Annotated in this window: 21 protein-coding genes; 8 read left to right on the forward strand and 13 right to left on the reverse strand. The window is 36.6% G+C overall.

The features are described from left to right. Positions 1-6 precede the first annotated feature (6 nt). The 9 genes from ACAM30_RS02345 to ACAM30_RS02385 all read right to left on the reverse strand — a co-directional run bounded on the left by ACAM30_RS02345 (position 7) and on the right by ACAM30_RS02385 (position 9003). Positions 7-1089 (reverse strand): efflux RND transporter periplasmic adaptor subunit, encoded by a 1083-nt coding sequence (locus tag ACAM30_RS02345; protein ID WP_369617062.1) that lies wholly within the window; start codon positions 1087-1089, stop codon positions 7-9. A gap of 173 nt (positions 1090-1262) precedes the next feature. Further along, entirely contained in the window at positions 1263-1646 is a 384-nt protein-coding gene (locus ACAM30_RS02350) for a hypothetical protein (RefSeq protein WP_369617063.1), read from the reverse strand. 260 nt (positions 1647-1906) lie between these two features. After that, complete coding sequence (locus tag ACAM30_RS02355) at positions 1907-2311, reverse strand: GNAT family N-acetyltransferase (RefSeq protein WP_369617064.1); 405 nt, start codon at positions 2309-2311, stop codon at positions 1907-1909. 85 nt (positions 2312-2396) lie between these two features. Further along, complete coding sequence (locus ACAM30_RS02360; protein WP_369617065.1) at positions 2397-3017, reverse strand: tol-pal system YbgF family protein; 621 nt, start codon at positions 3015-3017, stop codon at positions 2397-2399. Between the two features lie 176 nt (positions 3018-3193). Next, positions 3194-3586 carry an ACT domain-containing protein gene (locus ACAM30_RS02365; RefSeq protein WP_369617066.1) on the reverse strand — a complete coding sequence of 131 codons (393 nt, stop codon included), beginning with the start codon at positions 3584-3586 and terminating at the stop codon, positions 3194-3196. Positions 3587-3598: 12 nt separating this feature from the next. Then, on the reverse strand, positions 3599-4855 hold the full coding sequence (locus tag ACAM30_RS02370) for an alpha/beta hydrolase-fold protein (protein WP_369617067.1): 1257 nt from the start codon (positions 4853-4855) through the stop codon (positions 3599-3601). 106 nt (positions 4856-4961) lie between these two features. Further along, entirely contained in the window at positions 4962-6833 is a 1872-nt protein-coding gene (locus tag ACAM30_RS02375) for a M1 family metallopeptidase (RefSeq protein ID WP_369617068.1), read from the reverse strand. Between the two features lie 200 nt (positions 6834-7033). Beyond that, on the reverse strand, positions 7034-8614 hold the full coding sequence (locus ACAM30_RS02380) for an NADP-dependent glyceraldehyde-3-phosphate dehydrogenase (RefSeq protein WP_369617069.1): 1581 nt from the start codon (positions 8612-8614) through the stop codon (positions 7034-7036). A gap of 77 nt (positions 8615-8691) precedes the next feature. Continuing rightward, entirely contained in the window at positions 8692-9003 is a 312-nt protein-coding gene (locus ACAM30_RS02385; protein ID WP_017495279.1) for a rhodanese-like domain-containing protein, read from the reverse strand. 453 nt (positions 9004-9456) lie between these two features. On the opposite strand from ACAM30_RS02385, the gene ACAM30_RS02390 reads away from it, so the two are divergent. Together ACAM30_RS02390 and ACAM30_RS02395 are read left to right on the forward strand one after the other, a co-directional pair. Then, positions 9457-10074: a Crp/Fnr family transcriptional regulator gene (locus ACAM30_RS02390; protein ID WP_369617070.1), complete on the forward strand. Its 618-nt coding sequence runs from the start codon at positions 9457-9459 to the stop codon at positions 10072-10074. A 391-nt stretch (positions 10075-10465) separates the two neighbouring features. Next, positions 10466-11251: a sulfite exporter TauE/SafE family protein gene (locus ACAM30_RS02395; protein WP_369617071.1), complete on the forward strand. Its 786-nt coding sequence runs from the start codon at positions 10466-10468 to the stop codon at positions 11249-11251. 277 nt (positions 11252-11528) lie between these two features. Here ACAM30_RS02395 and ACAM30_RS02400 read toward each other — a convergent pair whose 3' ends face one another. The 4 genes from ACAM30_RS02400 to ACAM30_RS02415 all read right to left on the reverse strand — a co-directional run bounded on the left by ACAM30_RS02400 (position 11529) and on the right by ACAM30_RS02415 (position 16378). Continuing rightward, a complete protein-coding gene (locus tag ACAM30_RS02400; RefSeq protein WP_369617072.1) occupies positions 11529-11975 on the reverse strand; it encodes a GNAT family N-acetyltransferase in 447 nt (148 codons plus the stop codon). Between the two features lie 1087 nt (positions 11976-13062). Then, complete coding sequence (gene cydB / locus ACAM30_RS02405; RefSeq protein ID WP_369617073.1) at positions 13063-14139, reverse strand: cytochrome d ubiquinol oxidase subunit II; 1077 nt, start codon at positions 14137-14139, stop codon at positions 13063-13065. 2 nt (positions 14140-14141) lie between these two features. Further along, positions 14142-15485 carry a cytochrome ubiquinol oxidase subunit I gene (locus ACAM30_RS02410; RefSeq protein WP_369617074.1) on the reverse strand — a complete coding sequence of 448 codons (1344 nt, stop codon included), beginning with the start codon at positions 15483-15485 and terminating at the stop codon, positions 14142-14144. 299 nt (positions 15486-15784) lie between these two features. After that, the gene (locus ACAM30_RS02415; RefSeq protein ID WP_369617075.1) at positions 15785-16378 is read right to left on the reverse strand and encodes an HD family hydrolase; all 594 of its coding nucleotides are present in this window, start codon (positions 16376-16378) and stop codon (positions 15785-15787) included. A 210-nt stretch (positions 16379-16588) separates the two neighbouring features. On the opposite strand from ACAM30_RS02415, the gene ACAM30_RS02420 reads away from it, so the two are divergent. The 6 genes from ACAM30_RS02420 (at position 16589) to glpK (ending at position 23008) form a co-directional block, all read left to right on the forward strand. Continuing rightward, positions 16589-18004, forward strand: a complete 1416-nt coding sequence (locus tag ACAM30_RS02420) for a rhodanese-like domain-containing protein (protein WP_369617076.1) — start codon at positions 16589-16591, stop codon at positions 18002-18004. 97 nt (positions 18005-18101) lie between these two features. Then, complete coding sequence (locus ACAM30_RS02425; RefSeq protein ID WP_369617077.1) at positions 18102-18665, forward strand: YeeE/YedE family protein; 564 nt, start codon at positions 18102-18104, stop codon at positions 18663-18665. 10 nt (positions 18666-18675) lie between these two features. Further along, positions 18676-19152, forward strand: coding sequence for a DUF6691 family protein (locus ACAM30_RS02430; protein ID WP_369617078.1), 477 nt, complete (start codon positions 18676-18678; stop codon positions 19150-19152). 74 nt (positions 19153-19226) lie between these two features. Then, the gene (locus tag ACAM30_RS02435; protein ID WP_369617079.1) at positions 19227-19748 is read left to right on the forward strand and encodes an N-acetyltransferase family protein; all 522 of its coding nucleotides are present in this window, start codon (positions 19227-19229) and stop codon (positions 19746-19748) included. Positions 19749-19905: 157 nt separating this feature from the next. Further along, positions 19906-21483: an FAD-dependent oxidoreductase gene (locus ACAM30_RS02440; RefSeq protein WP_369617080.1), complete on the forward strand. Its 1578-nt coding sequence runs from the start codon at positions 19906-19908 to the stop codon at positions 21481-21483. Positions 21484-21511: 28 nt separating this feature from the next. Then, the gene (glpK, locus tag ACAM30_RS02445; protein ID WP_369617081.1) at positions 21512-23008 is read left to right on the forward strand and encodes a glycerol kinase GlpK; all 1497 of its coding nucleotides are present in this window, start codon (positions 21512-21514) and stop codon (positions 23006-23008) included. Positions 23009-23018 lie beyond the last annotated feature (10 nt).

Here is a 23018-nt window from a genome sequence, read left to right on the forward strand (position 1 = left end):
TTAAACCTATTCTGCTTTTAAGCGTAAATTGTTCATTACCGCTTTAGGAGACTGGAATTCATATTTGATTTTGTCGTTCTCTTTTACTTTCTGAACTCCTTCAAGTAAAATTTTATCAGTATCGGAAAGTCCGGTTCTGATCACGTACAAATCAGGGATTTCGCCTGTTATGGTGATTTCTCTTGAATTTACTTTATTGTTTTTATCGATCACAAAAACATATTTTTTATCCTGAATTTCGTAAGTCGCTTTTTGAGGGATTACGATAGCATTCTTAAGCGGAACAATCATCTGAACCTGCCCTGTTTCTCCATTTCTAAGTAATTTTCCTGAATTAGGGAAACGTGCTCTGAACGCAATATTTCCGGTTTCATTATTAAATTCACTTTCAATAACTTCTACATTTCCTTTTTCTTTAAAAGTCTCACCATTTGCCAAAACCAGACTTACTCTGTTGTCTGCACGGTCCTTTACATCGGTTTGATATTGCAGATATTCCGGTTCTGAAACATTGAAATAAGCAAACATCTGACTGTTGTCTGAAAGACTCGTCATCAATTCACCTTCATCAATAAGACTTCCTAATTTTAATGGAATACGGTCGATCGTTCCGTCAAACGGAGCTCTGATTTCTGTAAATGACAAATGAAGTTTTGCCAGTGCTACTTCGGCTTTTGCAGATTGCAATTTTGCCTGCGCTACACTTAGTTCGTTTTTAGAAACGATATTTTTATCTGCCAATAATTTGGCATTTTGAAGTTCTATTTCTACTGATTTTTGTTCAGCCTGCGCTTTTAATAATTCTGCCTGATACATATTTGGCATAATTTTGAACAACAGCTGCCCTTTTTTTACAAATTGTCCTTCATCCACAAAGATGTTTTGTAAAAAACCTTTTTCCTGAGCACGGATTTCAATGTTACGTACTGATTTGATTTGTGAAACGTACTGTTTCGTAAACGAAGTGTCTATTTTTACCGGATTGGTAACAACAAATTTTTCTACTTCTTCTTTTTCTTCTTTTTTAGTTGTACAACTAGTTAGGCACACCAGGGCAATTAAGCCTGTGAACAAGATAATTCTTTTCATGATTTTAATGGAAATTAAGCGATTGAGTGCTTGGAATACAGTGATTCCTTTAGATGAAAAAATGCATCAGGTACCCTTAGTCAGAACTTAACTTTCACATAAGATGAGGTACAAAAAAATACATCAACAATACATGCAGATCACAACTTAGGCAACCGATGTATATTGTTGAATCAAATTCTTAGTACTCGTTGAGTAATGTAGATAGGATTTGAGTTGCCACAGAATGGCAAGAAGATTTTAAAACGATTGTTATCGTTTGCAGCAGTCTGACTGGCAAAAGAAAGATACCAACTGTCAAGTAAGCTGTAGTTTGTTGCGAACAAATGGTTTGAAAGACCGCCTTTAAGATCATCACTTCCAAGACCTTCTTCTTCAGTATCACAGTCGGCATCTTCTATAATAGAACTGCCCTGATCCTGATTGGTGAATTTTACACGGTGTCTTTTCTCAAGATGGTGAGAATGAGAATCTTTTGGAGTACCCGCATTAAGATATTGCCCTCCGCCAAGCAGAAGCAAATTCATAAATACTAAAAAGACTATTAACTTTCTCATTTGGGTGCGAAAGTAAGGAAAGTATTGAAAGAAAAAAAGATTTTTTTATAAGCTTTAACATTTAATAAAACACGAAAACGTTTTCAGGGTTTTAACAGACTGAAATTGAAACAAAAAGATAGTCTTTCTTGCTTAAAAATTACAAAAAACGGAGTCTGATTGAGAATCAAATTGATAATGTCTCAAAAATCATCAAAAAAGCATAAAAATCGCAAATATCTGATAATGTATACTTTATTCTTCAAAATTCACTTCAATTTTTAAATTAAAACTTCCATTATGGTAAATTCCTGTCCTGCTTTTTCAAAAACATGCTCCGTATCCTGCATGCCCAATTTCTCATAAAAAGCTTTTTTGTTAACTCTTGCGTTGCACCAAACTTTTTTCATTTTTTTCTCTTTAGCTAACTGCAAAATATATTTTACAAGTTCAGAACCAATTCCTTTACCCTGATATTCCTCCAGTGTCGCCAGTTTTCTGAACTGCATTTCGCCATCATTGATAAAACAGGAAACAATTGAAACCAGGTTATCCTGCAGATAAACGCCAAGGTGTAATCCTAAAGCATCTTCTTCTAACTGTACAAACTCAAACGGCTGATCGGGCCACATTACTTCATGCCTGATTTGCCAAGTCTCCGAAGCTTCTATTATTTTGATTTTCATTGTTCTGCTTATTAATCTAAACTACTCTTTTACACACAAAGATATTTCATAAAAACAAAAATGGAGTCAATTGTGACTCCATTTCTTATTTTTCAACTTTAACGAAAAATCGCTCCGTATTATTGCTGGTTATTTTTTCGATATGTCCATCTGCCATATGTCCGATATTAATAACATGTAATTCATCCGAACCATCATTTATCGTACAATTCCAAACCGTTCCGTCTGATAAAATAATATCGGAATACATTGCATCGGATTTATTCTCACTGTAGTACACTAATTTCTCCGATTTAATAACTTTTTTCTCTTGTGTCTTTATATTCTTCTCATAAGACACAATCTCATCCTCCTTAATTTCTATTAAAGTTTCAAATCCCTCTTTCGATGCTTTAACATTCTGAGTGGCTGACCAAACCGGTTTATCTCCAACCAATTTCCAAATTCCTATAGCCTGTTTCAAAAGACTTTCTCTCAAAATTGCCTTTAAAGTATCTACCTTTTTTGTAGATTCCTGACCTATTTCATTATCAGGTTTAATTTTCGAAGCAATGTAAAACAAGTCAATTGCTTTCTTATAATCCGCTTTTTCATAGTAATCTAAAGCTAATTCGTATCTGCTTTTCTGAAATGCAATTTTGGGGTTGTTTTGAGCAAAGTTTTTAAAACAGATTAATAAAACAATAAAAAATAGTTTCTTTTTCATTAATAATGTAGGTTTTCATTTTTTTGCAAACCTAGTTTTTTAATCGCAGACTTTCATCTCCTTTTTAACTTTTTTTTAATTCAAACATAAGATTTTACCTATAAATTATTAAGGAGAAAATCCAACAGCTCTGATTGCCTTATATTTACTGCTACTTTTTACTATTTTACTCTAATTTAGACTGAAAATAAATTTAAAATCTCCATTGCTTTATCTGTGTCTTTTTTTGCCACAAAGATATGATCGTGATAAAAAGCAGCCACAACATTGCAGCTAATACCATTTTTAGAAAGTGCTTTCGAAAAAGCCGCCGTTAAACCAACTGCTTCTAATGAAGAATGCACGGTAAGGGTAATCCAGGACATCACAACGGAATAATCCAAGTTCAAAACCTCTGCCGTTTCTTTTTTCAGAATTAAAGTAATTGCTTCTTTTTCTTTGAAGAACATTACGATATCCTCCATAGCTATTTTCTCGATATTTTCTACTTTACAAAAAACATAATCTCCTGAATTATGCTGAGGTTTCATGCTTTTCAGCAATTTTTCTAAATCTTTCTCTCCTGACATTTTTTACGTGTTTTATTTAAGCTTTTCCAGTTTTACTTTTGTTTCCGAAGCATTTGCATCCAAAATCAGGGCTTTTTCATAACTTACAATAGCATTTTTTCTATCTCCGTTTGCTTCATAAAAATCTCCCAGCGAATCGTATACGTTTGCACTTTTAGGATAATTGGCAACATTTAACTTAAACAGATATCCGGCCAGATCCATATCTTTTTTTCCTAAAGACTGATAACCATAAGCATTTACGGTATTTTCAGGAACATTAACGGTATAACCCAAATTTTTTGAAACATTCTCGAAGTGTTTTTCAATCTTAGTAAAAACAGCTTTATTAAAATTAAACTGCTCCGTAATGGAAAGTTTCAATTGATTGAATTTAAACAGAAAACGTAAACCATCGTAAGTGGCTATCAAGGGTACAGATCCGTGATTATCATCGCTGTAATATCGGTACGCATAATTCAGATTGTTTTTTTTATTGTTTTCTAAAAAATCATTGAAATCTAAAATGGAACGGATATGTTTGGTAAGAAGTGTTGTGTCTTCTCTAACTTTTTCAATAGTCATCCCCTCATCCATAGTATTGGCAGCTGCCATAAACAAGGAAACTTTCGATAGGTTTTTATTGGCTAACTTTTTCTTAGTATCTGCTAAAAACTTCTGACGATCCCACCACAAACTTGGATCGATCGCAATATAAGAGTTGAATAGTTCGGTATGATTGGTGAGGATATTCAGAGCTGTTAATCCTCCAAAAGAATGTCCGATCAGGGTTTTAAAAGGTGCTGTAGGGTATTTACTATCGATATATGGAATCAGTTCTTTCTGGAGAAAGGCAACGAATTTCTCTCCTCCTCCAGACTGATCACTCAGGCTTTGGGGTACAAAAGGAGGATCTACATCTGAATGTGTTGGGGTTAAATCACGATTCCTGTTGGTGTTTGTAATACCTACTATAATCATTTCTGGACAATTTGTGTTTCCGTTAGTCTCACTTAATTCTTCAATAATTCCCACAACTGAACTAAAGTGCCCTTCCGCATCCAATAAATAAACAACCGGATATTTTTGTTTTGCAAAACCTGTATTTCGTGCACTTTTAGGAAGATGAATCCATATTTTTCTATTTTCATTTAAAACTTTAGAAGAAATACTATCTATCGTTCCTATTTCAATTTTAGTTTTATTCTGGGAGAAGGCAGAACCCGTTAGCAATGTGAATAAACTTAGGAATACTATCTTTTTTCTTAAAACAATTTGCAAACTATTCATCACTTTTTAACTGATTAAAAATTTGTTACTAAAAATTTAACATTCACTTTTATTACAAACAAAAGCCGCTTTTTCTACTGAAAAAAGCGGCTTCTGTTTTATGGTTTTAATTTGCTGACCAATTGTTATCTAATGGACTGGCATCCATAAAAATACCTCCGTCAAGAGATACTTTTTTGATTGGCTTACTGTTCTTAACTGCAATAGTAGCCAATTTTTGGTTCGCTTCCCAAACAGCCGGCGTATGATGAATTGTTTCTGTCGTGTTGTCTGTATAAGTCACAATCATATCAAACGGAACGGCAAAACCACCAATATTGGCAACCGTAACCACATTCTTAGCAACCTTTTTCACAGAGAGATCTAAATAATTATTGGTGAAGAACCAATTATTAAAAAACCAATTCAGATTTTTCCCTGAAGCTGTATTGATAGAATTAAAATAATCCCACGGAATTGGGTGCTTTCCGTTCCAGTTGTCCATGTATGCATGTAATGATTTTTTGAACAAATCATCCCCTAGCAGATCTTTTAAAGCAAGGTAAGACAGAGACGCTTTTCCATAAGAGTTATTCCCGTACCCCGCACCTGAAACCTGCGTAGACATTGAAATTATCGGCTGATCTTCTTCTGCAGACGGATCTTTTATATACCCCTTTACTCTAAAATCTTTATAAAACTTATCTGCGGATTCTTTTCCGTGTTCTGCAATTCCAATCAGGTATTCAAAAGTTGTTGCCCAGCCTTCGTCCATAAAAGCATAACGTGTTTCGTTGATTCCCATATAAAAAGGAAAATACGTATGAGCCACCTCATGATCCTGAACCAATTGTGCAAAAACAGGGTCGCCCATTTGCGAGTCATTACACATCATTGGGTACTCCATATCTGCAAAACCCTGAAAAGCGGTCATTTTAGAAAATGGATAAGGAACACCCGGCCAACTGTGTGAAAAGTAACTTAAGGCAAACTGATTGTTTTTTACCGAATCAACAAAATCGGTTCCTTTTATGTCGTAAGCTGCCTGAACACTAGCACGACGGTTTGTTTTTTTATCTACCACTACACTGCTCGCATCCCATAAATAGTGATCACTTAAACCAAAACAAACATCTGTAATATTTTTAGCTTCAAATTTCCAGGTATTCCAATCATTCTGTTTGGTCACCACGCCACTTTTTAATTCCTGTTCATTGGCGATGTGCAGAATTTCATCAGTTGTGTACGATTTTTTCAAACGCGCCGAGAATTCCGGCTGTAAAACTTCGTCCGGATTTAAAAAATCACCGGTAGCATAAACCACATAGTTTTTAGGAGCCTTAACGCTAAAACTATAATCATTAAAGTCATTGTAAAATTCCTGACGGTCGGTGTGTGGTAATCTGTCCCAGCCATTATAATCGTCAAAAACACTCACACGCGGATAACTATAGGCTACAAAGAAAGTAGTCTCGTCTATTTGTCCTTCTCTTCCACTCTCTTTAGACAGAGGATAATTCCAATCGATTGTAATAGTTGTTTTTGAGTTTGGTGCGATAGGTTTCATTAATTTTACATTGCCTACCGTTCCCCAGCCTTTAGCATCTTCTTTATAGGCCTGTCCTGCGATGTTCAGAGAAGTAATAGTAAGTCCTTCACTCAAAAAATCATTGCTCACACTTCCACCTCTGGGAGATGAGGGTTTATGCAGGTTGTTGACAAATCTAACGACGAGATTTTTCAAACTATCCTTACTGTTATTTTCATATACGATTGTTTCGGTTCCGCTCACTAATCGCGTTTTCGGATCTACCATAATGTCCATGGTATACTTCCCATGATTTTGCCAGTAGTTTTTTCCTGGTTTTCCATCTGTTGATCGGGTTCCTTTCGCGTAAGCCTGTTTTATATTTCTGGGCATATAAAGCTCTTGTGCAAAGCTTTCCTGTGCCAAAAACAAAAATGTAATTGATGCCAAATAAAATAATCCTTTTTTCATAAACTGGTTTTTGGTTTGAGAATTTAAATGATGAATATTAGACCGCTTTTTTTTCTTAATGTTACACGATTTTGTAAAATTAAACTTTAAAAAAACATACAGCCTCAGTATCTTAAAATTTTAGTCGCTTCAAAAAAGAAAAACCGTCTCATTCCAAAAAGAAGAAGACGGCCTCTACAATTAATATATAACTTTGGGAACTACAAAATATAATCGGTATTAATAAAGTTTGATTCCCTGCTGTTTAGCAATTCCTGCAAAATTTCATTGTTATAAGCGATATCTTTTGAAGCCACAAACGTACGGATAGAAAAAGAACGCAAGGCATCCGGAATACTTAAAGTTCCTACAGCAGAATCTTTACGCCCTGTAAACGGGAAGGCATCCGGACCACGCTGACAAGAACTGTTGAGGTTTACTCTGCATACTAAATTGACTAAGGCATCAATAAGCGGTGCCAAAGTTTTAATGTCTTTCCCAAACAGACTCACCTGTTGTCCGTAATTGGATTCAGCCATATCTTCAAGCGGTTCGTTAATATCTTTGAAAGAAATAATAGGAACGACCGGTCCAAACTGTTCTTCGTGATACACGCGCATTTCTTTGTTTACCGGATACAAAACTGCGGGAAAAATATAATTCTCACTGTGTTTCCCTCCTTTTTCATTCAATACCTTTGCTCCCTTATGTAGGGCATCATCGATTAAGCCCTGAATGTATTTTGGTTTGTCGGTTTCCGGAAGCGGTGTTAAAGAAACTCCTTTTTCCCACGGATTTCCAAATGCCAGACTGTCTACTTTTTCAGCAAAACGTTTATTGAATTCTTCTGCAATAGATTCGTGTACATACAGTACTTTTAGTGCCGTACAACGTTGTCCGTTAAACGATAAACTTCCGGTAATACATTCCTGAATCGCTAAATCTAAATCGGCATCGGGCAAAATAATAGCGGGGTTCTTCGCTTCCAAACCTAAAATCAAACGAAGTCTGTTTTTATTTGGATGCTGATCCTGCAATGCTATTGCTGATTTACTGTTTCCTATTAACGCCAAAACGTCAATTTTTCCCGATTTCATAATAGGCGAAGCTACTTCACGACCTCGACCGTAAACAATATTGATTACTCCTTTTGGGAAACTGCTTCTGAACGCTTCCAACAAAGGCGAAATACATAAAACACCATGTTTTGCAGGTTTAAAAATCACCGTATTCCCCATAATCAATGCAGGAATCAACAATGAGAAAGTTTCATTCAAAGGATAGTTGTAAGGTCCAAGACATAAAACTACGCCCAAAGGACCTCGACGAATCATCGCATTTACGCCCTGCACTTTTTCAAAATGCGAACTGCGTCCGTTCAATTCCTTATAACTGTCAATCGTATCCTGAATATATTCAACCGTTCTGTCAAACTCTTTTTGCGAATCACCCAGATTTTTTCCAATTTCCCACATCAAAAGTTTCACCACCTCTTCGCGGGTTTCCTTCATTTGTTTTACGAAATTCTCCATGCATTTGATACGGTCAACCACTTTCATTGTTGGCCATAAACCCTGACCTTTATTATAAGCAGCATTGGCTGCTTCTACTACTTCAGCAGCTTCTTTCTCTTCCATGAACGGAATCGATCCTAATAAAGTTGGGGTGTATTTTTCGGTTGAGGAAATGGTCGAAAAAACCGGGGTTGTCTGCCCCGTCCATGGCTTTAATTCTCCATTTACAAGATAAGTATCTTGATTGATCAAATTTTTAATTTGAAATTCTTCTGGTATTAAACTCATAATTTGGTTTGTTATAGTTTGGTTATTAATAGCATTTTAAAACGAAAAAAGAGGCTTTTGAGGCCTCTTCTTCTGTCTTATGGATTTACGGTTTCACCTTCCCAATCCAGAATTCCACCAAGCAAATTGTAGGCATTACTAATCCCTAACTCATTCATAATCTGACATGCTTTGGCGCTTCTGGCACCAGAACGGCAATACACATAATAATTTTTGTTTTTATCAAGTTCTTCGATTTCATAAATAAACCCTTGTCCTTTATTAATGTCGATGTTTACGGCATTTTCAATGTAGCCGTCATTAAATTCGTCTTCAGTTCTTACGTCCAGTATAACTGCATTCTCGTCAGCAGCCAGCTGATTAACCCAATCTTCTTGTGATAAATTCATAGTAAATGTGTTTTTGTAAAATTACGACGTTTCTAGTGATTAAAAACGTACCAAATGCGATTTCGATTATTATTCTCAGAAAACGTTTTAGAGAAAGTACTATAATCAGTGAAAAGCAAATTTACTTACTATTTTTAAAAATATAATCTATAAATTCGATAGAAAATAGGATTTTTTCATTTGCATAAAATGCCTCTTAAAAATAGTTTCTGACAATTTATACCATTTCAATCCGCTATCTTTGTAAAAAATTATAGCTTTTAATTTATTTTTGATAAAATCTATCCAAGCTGTTGTCATTAGTTTTAACACATAGAAACATAGATTTTTTCTTTAATTCAGAGTTAAAGCAGATAATTTATTATTTCACATAGTTATATGTTTTTATAAAAAGTGAAATGCCTTTTTTAAAGATCTGAACGCTATGTTCCTATGTGTTTAAACAAAAAAATCATGTTAAAAGATATATTTCCTAACTTTTCCAACGACCTTATTACGGCAATTGAAAACAACGCAAGTCCGCAGGATTTTGAAGCGGGAACCATTTTAATGCGCACCGGACAGTACATTAAAAATACGGTGTTAATTACTAAAGGGAAAATTAAAATCTATCGCGAAGGGGAAGATGGCGGTGAGTTTTTGATGTATTATTTACAACCCGGACAAGCTTGTGCCATTTCGATGATCTGCACGGCCAAGAGCGAAAAGAGTCAGATTATGGCAAAAGTTGTCGAAGACGTTTCGGTTATCATGATTCCGCTGCAATTGATGGACAAATGGATGATGGAACACAGAACCTGGTATGAGTTTGTAATTGATACCTATCGAAGCCGTTTTGAAGAAGTTTTGGAAGTCGTTGACAATATTGCTTTCCGATCTATGGACGAGCGTTTGGAATTTTATCTCAAAAGACATTCTGATGCCTGCGGATGCTCTGAAGTAAATCTGTCTCATCAGGAAATTGCAACCGAATTGAATACGTCCAGAGAGGTAATCTCCCGACTCCTCAAAAAAATGGAGCAACGCGGTCTGGTTAAACTGAATCGTAATCAGATTGAGTTGTTGAAGTAAAAGTAAAAACATTTATTTTTTGTTCTTAACCATTAAGGGATTAAGAAAAATTAAGATTTAAAGACAACGATTGTCACATTGAACGAAATCGAAATGCTGTGTGTTCTCGACTCCGCTCGAACTGACAAATAAATTCGTGTAATTCGTGGCAGAAAAAAACTTATGTGATAGATATAACCAGATTAAATTGTTGAACACGAAGTTTTTTTGAACCATTAAGCTATTAAATTAATTAAGCTATAGTGCTTAACTTTCTTTAATAATGCTTTAAAAAGAAAGTTAAGCTTAATTACCTTAATATCTTAATGGTAAAATTTATTTCATCTCTTCTGTGATAAATGTTACTGTAGGTTTCTTTCTAACAAAGCATCTTTGCATTAAAACAACTGCAATGGAATATTTGGGATATTTTGCTTCGATTATTATCGGAATTTCACTGGGCCTTATTGGCGGTGGCGGGTCTATACTTACTATTCCGATTTTGGTGTATTTGTTCAAAGTAAATCCGGAGCAGGCTACTTCTTATTCTTTATTTATAGTGGGATTAACTGCAATGTTTGGGAGTTACAGTCATTACAAAATGGGGAATCTTAAACTTAAATCAGCCTTATATTTTGCGATTCCTTCGGTAATTTCTATTCTAATTATTCGGGAAGTTATTTTTCCTCAAATTGCTTCTACTCTGTTTTCTATCGCTTCGTATTCGGTTTCCAAAGATTTTCTCATCATGATTATCTTCTCGGTATTGATGATTACGGCAGCCATTTCGATGATCCGAAAAAACAAACCCGAAATAAAAGCAACCGAAACCAATTATCTTCAATTAAGCCTGATTGGTTTTTTAGTTGGAATTGTGACTGGCTTTTTAGGTGCCGGAGGTGGCTTTTTAATTATCCCTGCACTGCTTTTCTTTGCCAATTTACCCATGAAACAAGCCGTGGGAACCTCTCTACTAATTATTACCATCAATTCTTCAATAGGTTTTGGCGGTGATTTGTATATCGGAACTCCTATCGATTATACTTTTTTATTAGGGGTTTCCGCAATGGCACTCTTTGGAATGTTTATAGGAAGTCAGCTTTCTAAAAAAATCGATGGTCCAAAACTAAAACCGATTTTTGGATGGTTTGTTCTCGTAATGGGATTTTATATTATTACAAAGGAAGTTTTGTTTTAAATTTATTTTTTCTCGCAGATAAAGCAGATTTTTATTTTAGTTAAGTGCAAAATATCTTTACTAAAGATGTAAAAAAAGCATAAAAACTTTATTTTTAGGCCAAATAATCACAATCATTGTCATTTCGACGAAGGAGACTCGAGCGATAGCGAATAGGCGCAGCAAATCTCCGCGAGAAGCTCGACAAAGATTGACTTTCGTTGCGGAGTTACTTGCGGAGTTTCCTCGTACCTCGGAATGACAAAAGTGCGCAGGCTAACTTTACACTTAAGCCTTTTTACTTCCACCAATAATAATAGTTATGCCCGCCATCGTATTCAAAACCACAACGCGGATATAATTGGTTGCCAATATCATTTGTTTTTTCGGTTTCCAGCATCAAACCACAAGCATTTGTTTCCTCACACCATTCTTTACTGCGATCAATCAATGCCACAGAAAATCCTTTGCCTCTGTAATCCGGATGTACAAAAAGATCATTTAACAACCATAGTCTTTGCATTTTAGTAGAGCTGAATAATTTATAGAGCTGCACAAAACCAACTGCTTTTCCGTCTGCAATTGCTAAAAAAATATCCGACTCATTATGCAGCAATCGTTCTTTAAGAAATGATTTGCCTGCTTCAACATCTGATTTCTGACGATAGAAAACGCGGTAAAGGTCAAAAAGTTGGGCTGTTTCATTAAGATCTTCAATACTTGCTTTTTTGATTTGGTAATCCATTATTTAAAATTTTGAGATTAAAGAACGAAAATATTATAAAACTTAAACTCTTTTATAGTCCAGATTTCATAAAACGAGATCCTCCAGAACTTGATTCTTTTCAGGAGATTAAATTAAACAAAAAAAGATCTACAGCAAGTCCTGAAAGGGCGAAAGCCTAATCGCAAAAAACATCTATTATTTATACTTTTAAGAAACATTTATTCTTCTTTAGACGATTACTCATTTGCTTTTGCCCTTTCAGGGCAATATTGCTCTTTCTTAATTTGTAGTGCGATGCACTACTCTAATTCTTTGAGGCTTTCAGCCTATTCCTTTAAACCCTGAATTTTACTGAAGACGAAAACCCAAAGAAAGTACAAATTTAAAAGTTACCTGCGCTCGAAACCATGCGCTCTGAAAGAGCCTTAGCAGCAACATGGTGCGAAGCACTATGAATGAAAAAAAACATCTATAGCAAGCCCTGAAAGGGCGAAAGCCTAATCGCAAAAAATATCTATTATTTATATTTTTGAGAAACATTTATTCTTCTTTAGACGATTACTCATTTGCTTTTGCCCTTTCAGGGCAATATTGCTCTTTCTTAATTTGTAGTGCGATGCACTACTCTAATTCTTTGAGGCTTTCAGCCTATTCCTTTAAACCCTGAATTTTACTGAAGACGAAAACCCAAAGAAAGTACAAATTTAAAAGTTACCTGCGCTCGAAACCATGCGCTCTGAAAGAGCCTTAGCAGCAACATGGTGCGAAGCACTATGAATGAAAAAAAACATCTATAGCAAGCCCTGAAAGGGCGAAAGCCTAATCGCAAAAAATATCTATTATATATTTTTGAGAGACATTTATTCTTCTTTAATCTGTTAGACATTTGCTTTTGCCCTTTCAGGGCAATATTTGCTCCTTCTTAATTCGTAGTGCGATGCACTACTCTAGTGCCTTAGGGCTTTCTGCCTATTTTTATAAGGTTCCTGATTATATTCTGTCTTTCTTAAAGCCACCGTTAACTTAAACTTAAAAGCCGTTGGTTTTAACCAACGGCTTTTGATATAATTAATTCGGGAAAATTTGTGCCATTCGTTGCAAAAAACTAATGCTCCCCATACCCAATATCATCCATCTTCCCACTAAAAACCTTATATTGAATAACAAAATAGACAATCACTAAAAACAAGGCAATGAAAAACCAGCTCATCCCGGCACTCAGTCCGTATTCATGAGCCGCAGTGTTGTAAATGGTTAAGGACGGATTTACATTATTCGTAGAGGGCAAAACATTCGGGAAAATCGAAACGGCTGTTGAAGCAAATCCACCTACCAAAAACAAAGAGGAGAATAAAAATCCGTAGCCGTCTTTTTTCCAGGAACGTACTTTGAATAATCCTAAAATTCCAACAAAAGTCATCAATGGAAAAAACCAAAGAATTGGATTTTCTACAAAATTATGAAAAGGCTTTGGCTCAATAAAGTGCCAGATCTGCAATGAAATACATACCAAAACCAGCAGGACAATATTCAATTTAAAAACTACATTTTTAAGCTGCGGGTTCAAAGCTGAATTGGTTTTAAAAATAATCCAGTTCGCACCGTGAATGGTTAAGGAAACTACACTCACAATCCCGAGGAAAAGTGTAAACCAGTCGATAATCCCCAATTCACTTGCCTGTGGACTAAACGTTGGATTCCACAAAGGCAAAAAGAAATAATGTGCTTCCTGAGTGGAAACACCGTTGGTCACCATTCCAAGATTGACACCGCGTACAATATTTCCTAAAGCAATTCCGAAGAACAAAGCCAAAAGCAAACTCGCCATTCCGAATGCCTTATCCCAGATTGCTTCCCACATGGGATGATGCACCTGTCCGCGCATTTCCAAACCAATGGCACGAAAGATCAGTAACCATAAAATCATGATTAAAGGCAAATAAAATCCGCTAAAAGAAGAAGCATACAAAGTAGGAAAAGCAAAAAATAAAACACCTCCCGCAGCAATAATCCAAACTTCGTTGGCATCCCAAAACGGACCAATAGCGTTGGTAATTGCTTTTTTATCTTTTTCTGTTTTGGCAAAAAATAAATGAATAATTCCTGCTCCAAAATCATAACCGTCTAATACAATATAAACAGCCAAAATTCCCATTAAAACTACGTACCAAAAAAATTCCATACTTATATATTTTCAGTTAAGACTTCAGTGTGAGGTCCTTTATTGATAATTTTTCCAATCAAAAGCAAAAAAAGCATTCCCAGTAAAAGATACAATCCTATAAAACCCAGTAAGGTAAACAGTGTGTTTCCGGAAGATACGGTTGGAGATGCTCCGGCTGCCGTTCGCATCAAATTATAAACAAGCCATGGCTGTCTTCCCAATTCGGCCGTGTACCATCCGGTAGTATTGGCAATATAAGGAAATGGCATCATGAAGAGCAAGGACCAGAGAATCCATTTGGTTTCATACAATTTACCTCTGATCAATTGAAACAAGGCTAGGGACATCAAACCAATAAAAAGCGTTCCAAGTCCTACCATAATATGATAGGCATAGTATAATCCTGAAATATTAGTGGGATGAAGATCTTCTTCAAACTGATCGAGACCTTTTATTTCCTGCTCCCAATTTCCATAAGTCAGGAAACTTAAAATATTAGGTACGGCAATTTTATTGTCCAGTTTTTTGTCTTTCACATCGGGCTGACCAATTAAAACAATTTCGGAACCTTTTTTCTCGGTATGAAAAATTCCTTCCATTGCTGCAAAAGTTACCGGCTGGTATTTCACCACATTTTTGGCCAGTAAATCTCCCGTTGGAACAGCTACAATCATACTAGAAATCAATCCGAAGATTACTCCTGTTTTAAGAAACAGTTTTCCGAAAACAATATTCTTTTTGCTTAAAATATAAAAAGAACCAATTCCTGCCACAACAAAAGAACTTGTAATTAAAGAAGCTGCCTGATTGTGCAGATAGGACGGCCATAGCCACGGATTTAAAAACAGCGCTTTGAAATTGGTCAGTACAAATTTCCCGTTCTCCAGAATCTCATACCCTACCGGATTCTGCATCCACGAATGTGTTGCAATAATTAAGTAACCACTTGCCCAGGAACCGATACAGATTAGTAATCCCGTAACAAAATGCCATTTATGTCCCAGTAATTTTTCTCCAAACAAAAACAGACCTAAAAAAGAGGATTCCAGAAAAAACGAAAACATGCCTTCCATGGCTAATGTCTGACCAACGATTCCTCCTGTTAACTCGGAGAATTTTGCCCAGTTGGTTCCAAATTGAAACTCCATCGGAATTCCGGTTACCACCCCCATCGCAAAATTCAACGCGAAGATTTTCATCCAGAAATGGGTGGCGTGATTGTATTGTTCTTTTTTAGTTTTAAGATATTTCCATTTGAAATACACAATGATCAGCGAAAGACCCATTGTAAGTTGCGGAAAAAGATAGTGAAAAGTAATCGTGAAGGCGAATTGCATTCGGTCATAAAAAAGCATTTCTTCCATAGTGGTAATTTATTTATGAAGTCCAACAAATTTACCCATTAAAACCCGAAATTCCTGCCTTTAAAAAAAGTTTATCGCCTGATATTTGTTAAACTTTTCAAGTTGTTGAAAAGTTTAAGTTATACTTAGAATTTAGCTGCTTCGTCATTATTTGTCATTTTGAGGAACGAGAAATCTCCGCAAATAACTCCACAACTTAAACCTAATCTTTGTTGAGTTTCTCGTGAGGATTTGCTTCGCCTATTCGCTATCGCTCGGGTCTCCTTCGTCGAAATAACACGATTATCTCTAAAACAGTGTTAGTCTTTCTTCAAAATTCCTTTTTCAACACTTTCATTAATTAATCCTTCGGCATAATTCCATAGCGTTTTAGAACCTTCTTTTATCACGCTCTTTTTCTCGTATACTTTTTCATAACTTACATCGAACTCTTTCCAGGTTCCGCCATTGTTAGAAGTATTCTGCAATAAAGGTTCTAAACGATCCATCGATCTCGCAAATTTAGCTTCGTTGGTTTCACCTGCTTCAAATTCTTCCCAAATGGCAATTAATTCCTCCGCCTGTTTTTTCGGAAGCAAACCAAAAATACGATTCGCTGCCAATCGTTCTTCATCAGTATTAGAATGACTTTTTTGTGAATCATATATAAAGGTATCACCAGCATCAATTTCTACAATATCGTGTATCAAAACCATTTTCACGACTTTCAAAACATCAATCGGGGCATCTGAATACTCTGCCAAAACAATTGCCATTAAAGCCAAATGCCAGCTGTGCTCTGCATCATTTTCATTTCGGTCACTATGAAACAGCTTCGTTTTTCGCTGAATGTATTTCACTTTATCAATTTCTTTTATAAAAGCAATCTGATGCAATAAATCTTCTGTATTCATCTTGTAACTGTTTATTGTTTTAAAATGACATTCGTCATATGCAAAATTATAAGTTAAAGCTTAATTGCACGGGTTTAAATCAAATAATATAACTCCTATGATAAAATCCGCTTTTTATTTCACACCGAAATTAAATTTCTGTAACAATAGTCACTTAATTTCCCGAAAAACAGACTTACCTTTGTATCACATTATTTTAGATTTCAAATCATGAAAATAGAACAAATTTACACCGGATGCCTTGCGCAGGGTGCCTATTATATTACTTCAAATGGCGAAGCCGCAATTATTGATCCGTTAAGAGAAATTCAGCCCTACTTAGACCGTTTAGAGCGCGATCAGGTAAAATTGAAATATATTTTTGAAACGCATTTTCACGCCGATTTTGTTTCGGGACATGTTGATTTAAGCAAAGAAACTCAGGCACCAATCGTTTACGGACCAAATGCTGCCTGCGAATTTGACTGTATTTCGGCAAAGGACGGACAAGAATTTAAAATTGGAAATATCACCATCAAAGCGCTGCACACTCCGGGTCATACCATGGAAAGTACCACTTATTTACTGATTGATGAAAACGGAAAAGATCATGCTATTTTCTCCGGAGATACTTTATTTATCGGAGATGTTGGACGCCCTGATCTGGCTCAGAAAGCAGCCGGAATGACACAGGACCAGTTAGCCGGAATTTTATATCATTCGTTACGTGATAAAATTATGACTTTGGCTGATGATGTAATCGTTTATCCTGCGCATGGTGCGGGAAGCGCTTGCGGAAAAAACATGAGCAAAGAAACGGTTTCAACTATAGGAAATCAAAAAGCAAACAACTATGCTTTGCGTGCTAATATGACCGAAGCCGAATTTATTACAGAAGTCACCGACGGATTATTACCTCCTCCTGCCTATTTCAGTATGAATGTGGCGATGAACAAACAAGGTTACGAAAGTTTTGAAACGGTTTTGTACAATGGAATGAAAACCATAAAAGCAGAGGAATTTGAAGCCGTAGCCGAAGAAACTGGGGCTTTGATTCTGGATACCAGAAGTGCTGCTAATTTTAGCAAAGGATTCATTCCGCAATCTATTAATATTGGAATCAATGGTGATTTTGCTCCTTGGGTCGGAACTTTAATTGGTGATGTAAAACAGCCTATTATATTGGTAACCGAAACCGGTCTTGAAGAAGAAACCGTAACCCGTTTAAGCCGTGTAGGATTTGACTCGATTATTGGTCATTTAGAAGGCGGTTTTGAAGCCTGGCAAAAAGCAGGTTACGAAGTAGACACCGTAAACAGAATCACTGCTCAACAATTTTCAAATGAGTTCAAATTCGGAGAAGATAAAGTAATCGACATTCGAAAAGAAACGGAATATGCTGCAGAGCACATCGAAGACGCTTACAGCAAACCATTGGCATATATTAATGACTGGGTAAAAGACATTAACCCGAACGAACATTTTTATCTGCATTGCGCCGGAGGATATCGCAGTATGATTGCTGCTTCGATTTTACAGGCTCGCGGTTTCAGAAATTTTAGCGAAATTGAAGGCGGCTTTGGAGCCATTTCTAAAACAGAAACTCCAAAATCAGATTTTGTTTGTCAAAGTAAAGTGTTAAAATAATTTTAAGACGCTGAGTTGCTAAGATTCTAAGGTTCTAAGAATTTTGACCTTTATATCTTAGCAACTCAGAATCTTAGTAACTTAGAACCTTAAAAAAATGCTTGAAATCTTAAAAGAACCTTGGCCTTGGTACGTTTCCGGGCCGCTTATCGGATTAACTGTTCCTATTTTATTGATTCTCGGAAATAAATCTTTCGGAATCAGTTCTTCACTTCGTCACATTTGCGCGGCTTGTATTCCCGCCAATATTTCTTTCTTTAAATACGACTGGAAAAAAGAAAGCTGGAATTTATTTTTCGTTTTTGGAATTTTCCTGGGTGGAGTTATTGCGGCTTACTTCCTGGCAAATCCAAATCCAATAGAAATTAGTCCCGAGTTATCAACAAAATTAGCTGTCTATGGAATCACCGATTATAACGGTTCGGTTCCTGCACAATTATTTTCCTGGGAAAGTTTATTAACTCTTCGCGGATTCATTATGATTGTAGTGGGAGGATTCTTAGTTGGTTTCGGAACGCGTTATGCCGGCGGATGTACAAGCGGGCACGCAATTATGGGATTATCAAATCTGCAATGGCCATCATTAGTAGCGACCATCTGCTTTATGATTGGCGGTTTTGTAATGACACTTTTGATCTTACCTTATATTCTTTCACTTTAAAATTTCACAAATGAGTTTAGAAAATAAAACTATCGACAGCGAAGGAATCAATGCAAGCCAGAAAAAAGAAACCGTATTTGGAAATCTTAAATATTTAATTGTTGGTATCTTTTTCGGAATCCTATTCGTAAAAACTGAAATCATCAGCTGGTTCCGTATTCAGGAAATGTTCCATCTTGAATCGTTTCATATGTATGGCGTAATCGGATGTGCAGTTGCTGTTGGAGTAATCTCCGTATTTCTTATTAAAAAGTTCAACATAAAAACATTACAAGGCGAAAAAATCGAAATTCAGCCGAAAACGTTCAGCAAAGGGCAAATTTATGGTGGATTGTTATTTGGTTTTGGATGGGCGATTACTGGAGCTTGTCCGGGTCCCCTATTTGCTCAAATCGGGACAGGTGCCACCGTTATTATCGTAACCCTGATAAGTGCCATCTTTGGAACTTGGGTTTATGGTCTTATTAAAGATAAATTGCCTCATTAATATTCTTACTTATTATTATACACATCAAATCCGACAAGTTTTAAAAACCTCTCGGACTTACTAATAACTAACAGATGAACCACACAACAGAAAATTTAATATTAAGAAAAGCCGTTAGTTCTGACGTCCCTGTCATCTGGGAAATTCTGCAAGACGCTATTGAACAGCGAAGACTAGACGGAAGCACACAATGGCAGGACGGTTACCCTAATGAGCTTACGATTCATACCGATATCGAAAACGATCATGGGTACGTACTTACTGAAAACGACATTATCTTATCTTATGCCGCAATTCTTTTTGATAAAGAACCGGCCTACGAAGCCATAGAAGGTCAATGGCTCACTGATGGAGATTATACTGCGATTCATCGGGTAGCCGTATCGAAACTGGCAAAAGGTAAAGGCATTGCCACAAAGCTATTTGAAAAAATAGAGCGTTTTTCTATTGAACACAACATACACAGTATAAAGGTAGATACAAATTTTGACAACATTCCAATGTTAAAAATTTTAGACCGACTGAAATACACCTATTGTGGTGAAGTTTTTTTCAGAGGAGGAGCACGAAAAGCCTTTGAAAAAAAACTGATTTAGAAAATAAAACAAACAAACAAACCCGACAGGTTTTTAAAACCTGTCGGGTTTACTTTTTTTATATAATAGAGAACTATCTTCATTTTACTTTCATTAAGTTTCATTAAGTTTACAATACCGGATTTAATCTTACAAAAAGCGAACTAACCACAGTCATATGAAACGCTCGGAACAATTGTCAAAATTAGAAAATACTGAACACTGGGATGTAATCATAATTGGCGGGGGAGCAAGCGGTTTAGGAACTGCTCTTGATGCTGCAAGCCGCGGTTATAAAACCATTCTGCTGGAAGCAGTCGATTTTGCAAAGGGAACTTCCAGCCGAAGTACGAAATTAGTTCATGGCGGTGTTCGCTATTTAGAGCAGGGAAATATTCATCTGGTCATCGAAGCCTTGAAAGAAAGAGGACTACTGGCAAAAAATGCAGGTCATTTAGTAAAGAATCAATCTTTTATAATCCCGAATTACAACTTCTTTGCCGGTTTATTCTACACTATCGGACTGACTGTTTATGATTTATTGGCGGGACGTTTAAGTTTGGGACGATCAAAATACCTTTCGAGAAAAAAAACAATTGAGATGCTTCCTGCTGTAGCAGAAAAAAATCTAACAAATGGTGTAATTTATCATGACGGCCAATTTGACGATTCCCGACTAGCGATAAACATTGCTCAAACAGCTGTTGAAAAAGGAGCCTGTCTTTTAAATTATTTCAAAGTTTTTCATTTGCTAAAGAATACTCAGAACCAAATCATCGGTGTTGAAGCCATAAATCATGAAACGGGCAAGAAGTACGAAATTAAAGGGTCGGCTATTATTAATGCAACAGGTGTTTTCACCAATGCCATCATGAAACTTAACGACACGGTATACAAAAAATACATTGTACCAAGTCAGGGAATTCATCTTGTATTTGATCACTCCTTTTTACCGGGTGAACATGCTTTGATGATTCCTAAAACAAGTGACGGAAGAGTTTTGTTTGCCGTTCCCTGGCACAATCGAATTGTAGTCGGAACCACTGATACCTTAATCCGAAAACACAGTCTCGAACCCATTGCATTAGAAAGTGAAATTGAATTTGTTTTGGAAACTGCTCAACGTTTTCTGGCTAAAAAACCAACGAGAGCCGATGTCTTATCTGTTTTTGCCGGTTTGCGTCCTTTGGCGGCTCCGGAAGAAGAAGGCAAAAGTACTAAGGAAGTTTCCCGAAGCCATAAAATCATAGTTTCAGAAACCGGGTTAATCACCATTACCGGAGGCAAATGGACTACTTACAGAAAAATTTCTGAGGATATTATCGATAAGGCTATCAAAATAGGTAAATTGCCTAAAAGAGCTTGTATTACCGAACATCTTCCGATCCACGGGAACAAAGAGACTACAAATTCAGACCGGACAAATCATTTATATATTTATGGATCTGATCTTCCTGAAATAATAGAATTGCAGAAAAGGGAGCCTGAACTGAAAGAAAAATTACATCCGGATCACGAATTCACCATGGCTGAAGTTGTTTGGGCTATTCGATATGAAATGGCCAGAACAGTAGATGACATTCTCGCAAGACGTGTTCGCTTATTGTTCTTAGATGCCAGAGCTGCCATAGCTTCATCTGAAAAAGTAGCGCGTCTTCTGGCAAAGGAACTCGGACATGATGAAACCTGGATCCTTAGAGAGATTACCAATTTCCACGGAATTGCAAAAGGTTTTCTCCTAAAAGAATTTCAATAGATTTTTATTAACTTAAGAATATACGATCATGCAGGACAAATTAATTCTGGCTTTGGATCAGGGAACCACTTCTTCCAGGGCTATTGTATTCAATCATAAAGGAGAAATTGTCAGTATTTCTCAAAAACCATTTAAACAAATTTTTCCAAAACCGGGATGGGTCGAACATGATCCTAACGAAATCTGGTCTTCACAAGTAAGTGTCGCTGCTGAAGTAATCGCAAAAGTTGGGATTACGGGCCGCGAAATTGCTGCCATTGGAATTACCAATCAACGGGAAACGACTATTGTCTGGGATCGCGAAACAAGTGAACCGGTTTACAAAGCTATTGTCTGGCAAGACCGCAGAACAGCAAAATACTGCGACGAACTAAAAGCCCAAGGACATACAGAAATGATCCAGAAAAAAACCGGATTAATTCTCGATGCTTATTTCTCCGGAACCAAAGTAAAATGGATATTGGATAATGTTCCGGGAGCACGCGAAAAAGCAGAACAGGGAAAACTTTGCTTCGGAACTGTAGATACCTGGTTAATTTGGAAACTAACCCGAAGTAAATTGTTTATGACGGACGTTTCTAATGCCAGCAGAACTTTATTATTCAACATAAATACTTTAGACTGGGACGACGAATTATTGACACTATTTGATATTCCGAGAGCGATGTTGCCTGAGGTAAAGGAGAGCAGCGCTATTTATGGAGAAACAAGCACTACCCTATTCTCGACCAAAATCCCAATTAGTGGGGTTGCCGGAGATCAGCAGGCGGCACTTTTCGGTCAGCTGTGTACCAGTTCTGGAATGATTAAAAATACGTATGGAACAGGCTGTTTTATGCTAATGAATACAGGCGAAAAACCTATTTTTTCATCACATAATTTATTGACTACGATTGCCTGGAAAATCAACGGAAAAACTACGTATGCTTTGGAAGGCAGTGTTTTTGTTGGAGGCGCAGCCGTACAATGGTTACGTGACGGTGCCAAAATGATCAATTCATCAGATGAAATCGAGGCTCTCGCAGCAACTGTACCTGACAATGGCGGCATTTATTTTGTTCCTGCTCTCACCGGTTTAGGAGCACCACATTGGGATCAATATGCGAGAGGCGCTATAGTTGGAATCACCAGAGGAACAACAAATGCGCATATTGCGAGAGCCACTTTAGAAGGAATTGCCTATCAGGTAAACGATCTGCTCAAAGCTATGCAAGCAGATTCCGGATACAAAGGGATCGAACTGCGAGTAGACGGTGGTGCCGCCGCGAATAATTTATTAATGCAATTTCAATCAGACATATTTAGTTCTAATGTAACCCGACCTACCACCTTAGAAACTACAGCTTTGGGTGCGGCTTATCTGGCAGGACTAGCTGTGGGGTATTGGTCTGGTTTGGACGATCTAAAAGAACAATGGTCGATAGACAAAGTATTTTCTCCGAAAATGGATCAGACAAAAGTAGACTTACTGGTTAAAAACTGGGACAGAGCTGTCGGCCGCGCATCACATTGGATTGAAGAATAAATTTTAATTA

It is taken from the genome of Flavobacterium sp. CFS9, assembly GCF_041154745.1.
GTDB lineage: Bacteria > Bacteroidota > Bacteroidia > Flavobacteriales > Flavobacteriaceae > Flavobacterium.

Coding starts and splice junctions, on each gene's coding strand:
- ACAM30_RS02345 (WP_369617062.1), bottom strand. CDS start 1,089: ATGAAAAGAATTATCTTGTTCACAGGCTTAATTGCCCTGGTGTGCCTA.
- ACAM30_RS02350 (WP_369617063.1), bottom strand. CDS start 1,646: ATGAGAAAGTTAATAGTCTTTTTAGTATTTATGAATTTGCTTCTGCTT.
- ACAM30_RS02355 (WP_369617064.1), bottom strand. CDS start 2,311: ATGAAAATCAAAATAATAGAAGCTTCGGAGACTTGGCAAATCAGGCAT.
- ACAM30_RS02360 (WP_369617065.1), bottom strand. CDS start 3,017: ATGAAAAAGAAACTATTTTTTATTGTTTTATTAATCTGTTTTAAAAAC.
- ACAM30_RS02365 (WP_369617066.1), bottom strand. CDS start 3,586: ATGTCAGGAGAGAAAGATTTAGAAAAATTGCTGAAAAGCATGAAACCT.
- ACAM30_RS02370 (WP_369617067.1), bottom strand. CDS start 4,855: ATGAATAGTTTGCAAATTGTTTTAAGAAAAAAGATAGTATTCCTAAGT.
- ACAM30_RS02375 (WP_369617068.1), bottom strand. CDS start 6,833: ATGAAAAAAGGATTATTTTATTTGGCATCAATTACATTTTTGTTTTTG.
- ACAM30_RS02380 (WP_369617069.1), bottom strand. CDS start 8,614: ATGAGTTTAATACCAGAAGAATTTCAAATTAAAAATTTGATCAATCAA.
- ACAM30_RS02385 (WP_017495279.1), bottom strand. CDS start 9,003: ATGAATTTATCACAAGAAGATTGGGTTAATCAGCTGGCTGCTGACGAG.
- ACAM30_RS02390 (WP_369617070.1), top strand. CDS start 9,457: ATGTTAAAAGATATATTTCCTAACTTTTCCAACGACCTTATTACGGCA.
- ACAM30_RS02395 (WP_369617071.1), top strand. CDS start 10,466: ATGGAATATTTGGGATATTTTGCTTCGATTATTATCGGAATTTCACTG.
- ACAM30_RS02400 (WP_369617072.1), bottom strand. CDS start 11,975: ATGGATTACCAAATCAAAAAAGCAAGTATTGAAGATCTTAATGAAACA.
- cydB (WP_369617073.1), bottom strand. CDS start 14,139: ATGGAATTTTTTTGGTACGTAGTTTTAATGGGAATTTTGGCTGTTTAT.
- ACAM30_RS02410 (WP_369617074.1), bottom strand. CDS start 15,485: ATGGAAGAAATGCTTTTTTATGACCGAATGCAATTCGCCTTCACGATT.
- ACAM30_RS02415 (WP_369617075.1), bottom strand. CDS start 16,378: ATGAATACAGAAGATTTATTGCATCAGATTGCTTTTATAAAAGAAATT.
- ACAM30_RS02420 (WP_369617076.1), top strand. CDS start 16,589: ATGAAAATAGAACAAATTTACACCGGATGCCTTGCGCAGGGTGCCTAT.
- ACAM30_RS02425 (WP_369617077.1), top strand. CDS start 18,102: ATGCTTGAAATCTTAAAAGAACCTTGGCCTTGGTACGTTTCCGGGCCG.
- ACAM30_RS02430 (WP_369617078.1), top strand. CDS start 18,676: ATGAGTTTAGAAAATAAAACTATCGACAGCGAAGGAATCAATGCAAGC.
- ACAM30_RS02435 (WP_369617079.1), top strand. CDS start 19,227: ATGAACCACACAACAGAAAATTTAATATTAAGAAAAGCCGTTAGTTCT.
- ACAM30_RS02440 (WP_369617080.1), top strand. CDS start 19,906: ATGAAACGCTCGGAACAATTGTCAAAATTAGAAAATACTGAACACTGG.
- glpK (WP_369617081.1), top strand. CDS start 21,512: ATGCAGGACAAATTAATTCTGGCTTTGGATCAGGGAACCACTTCTTCC.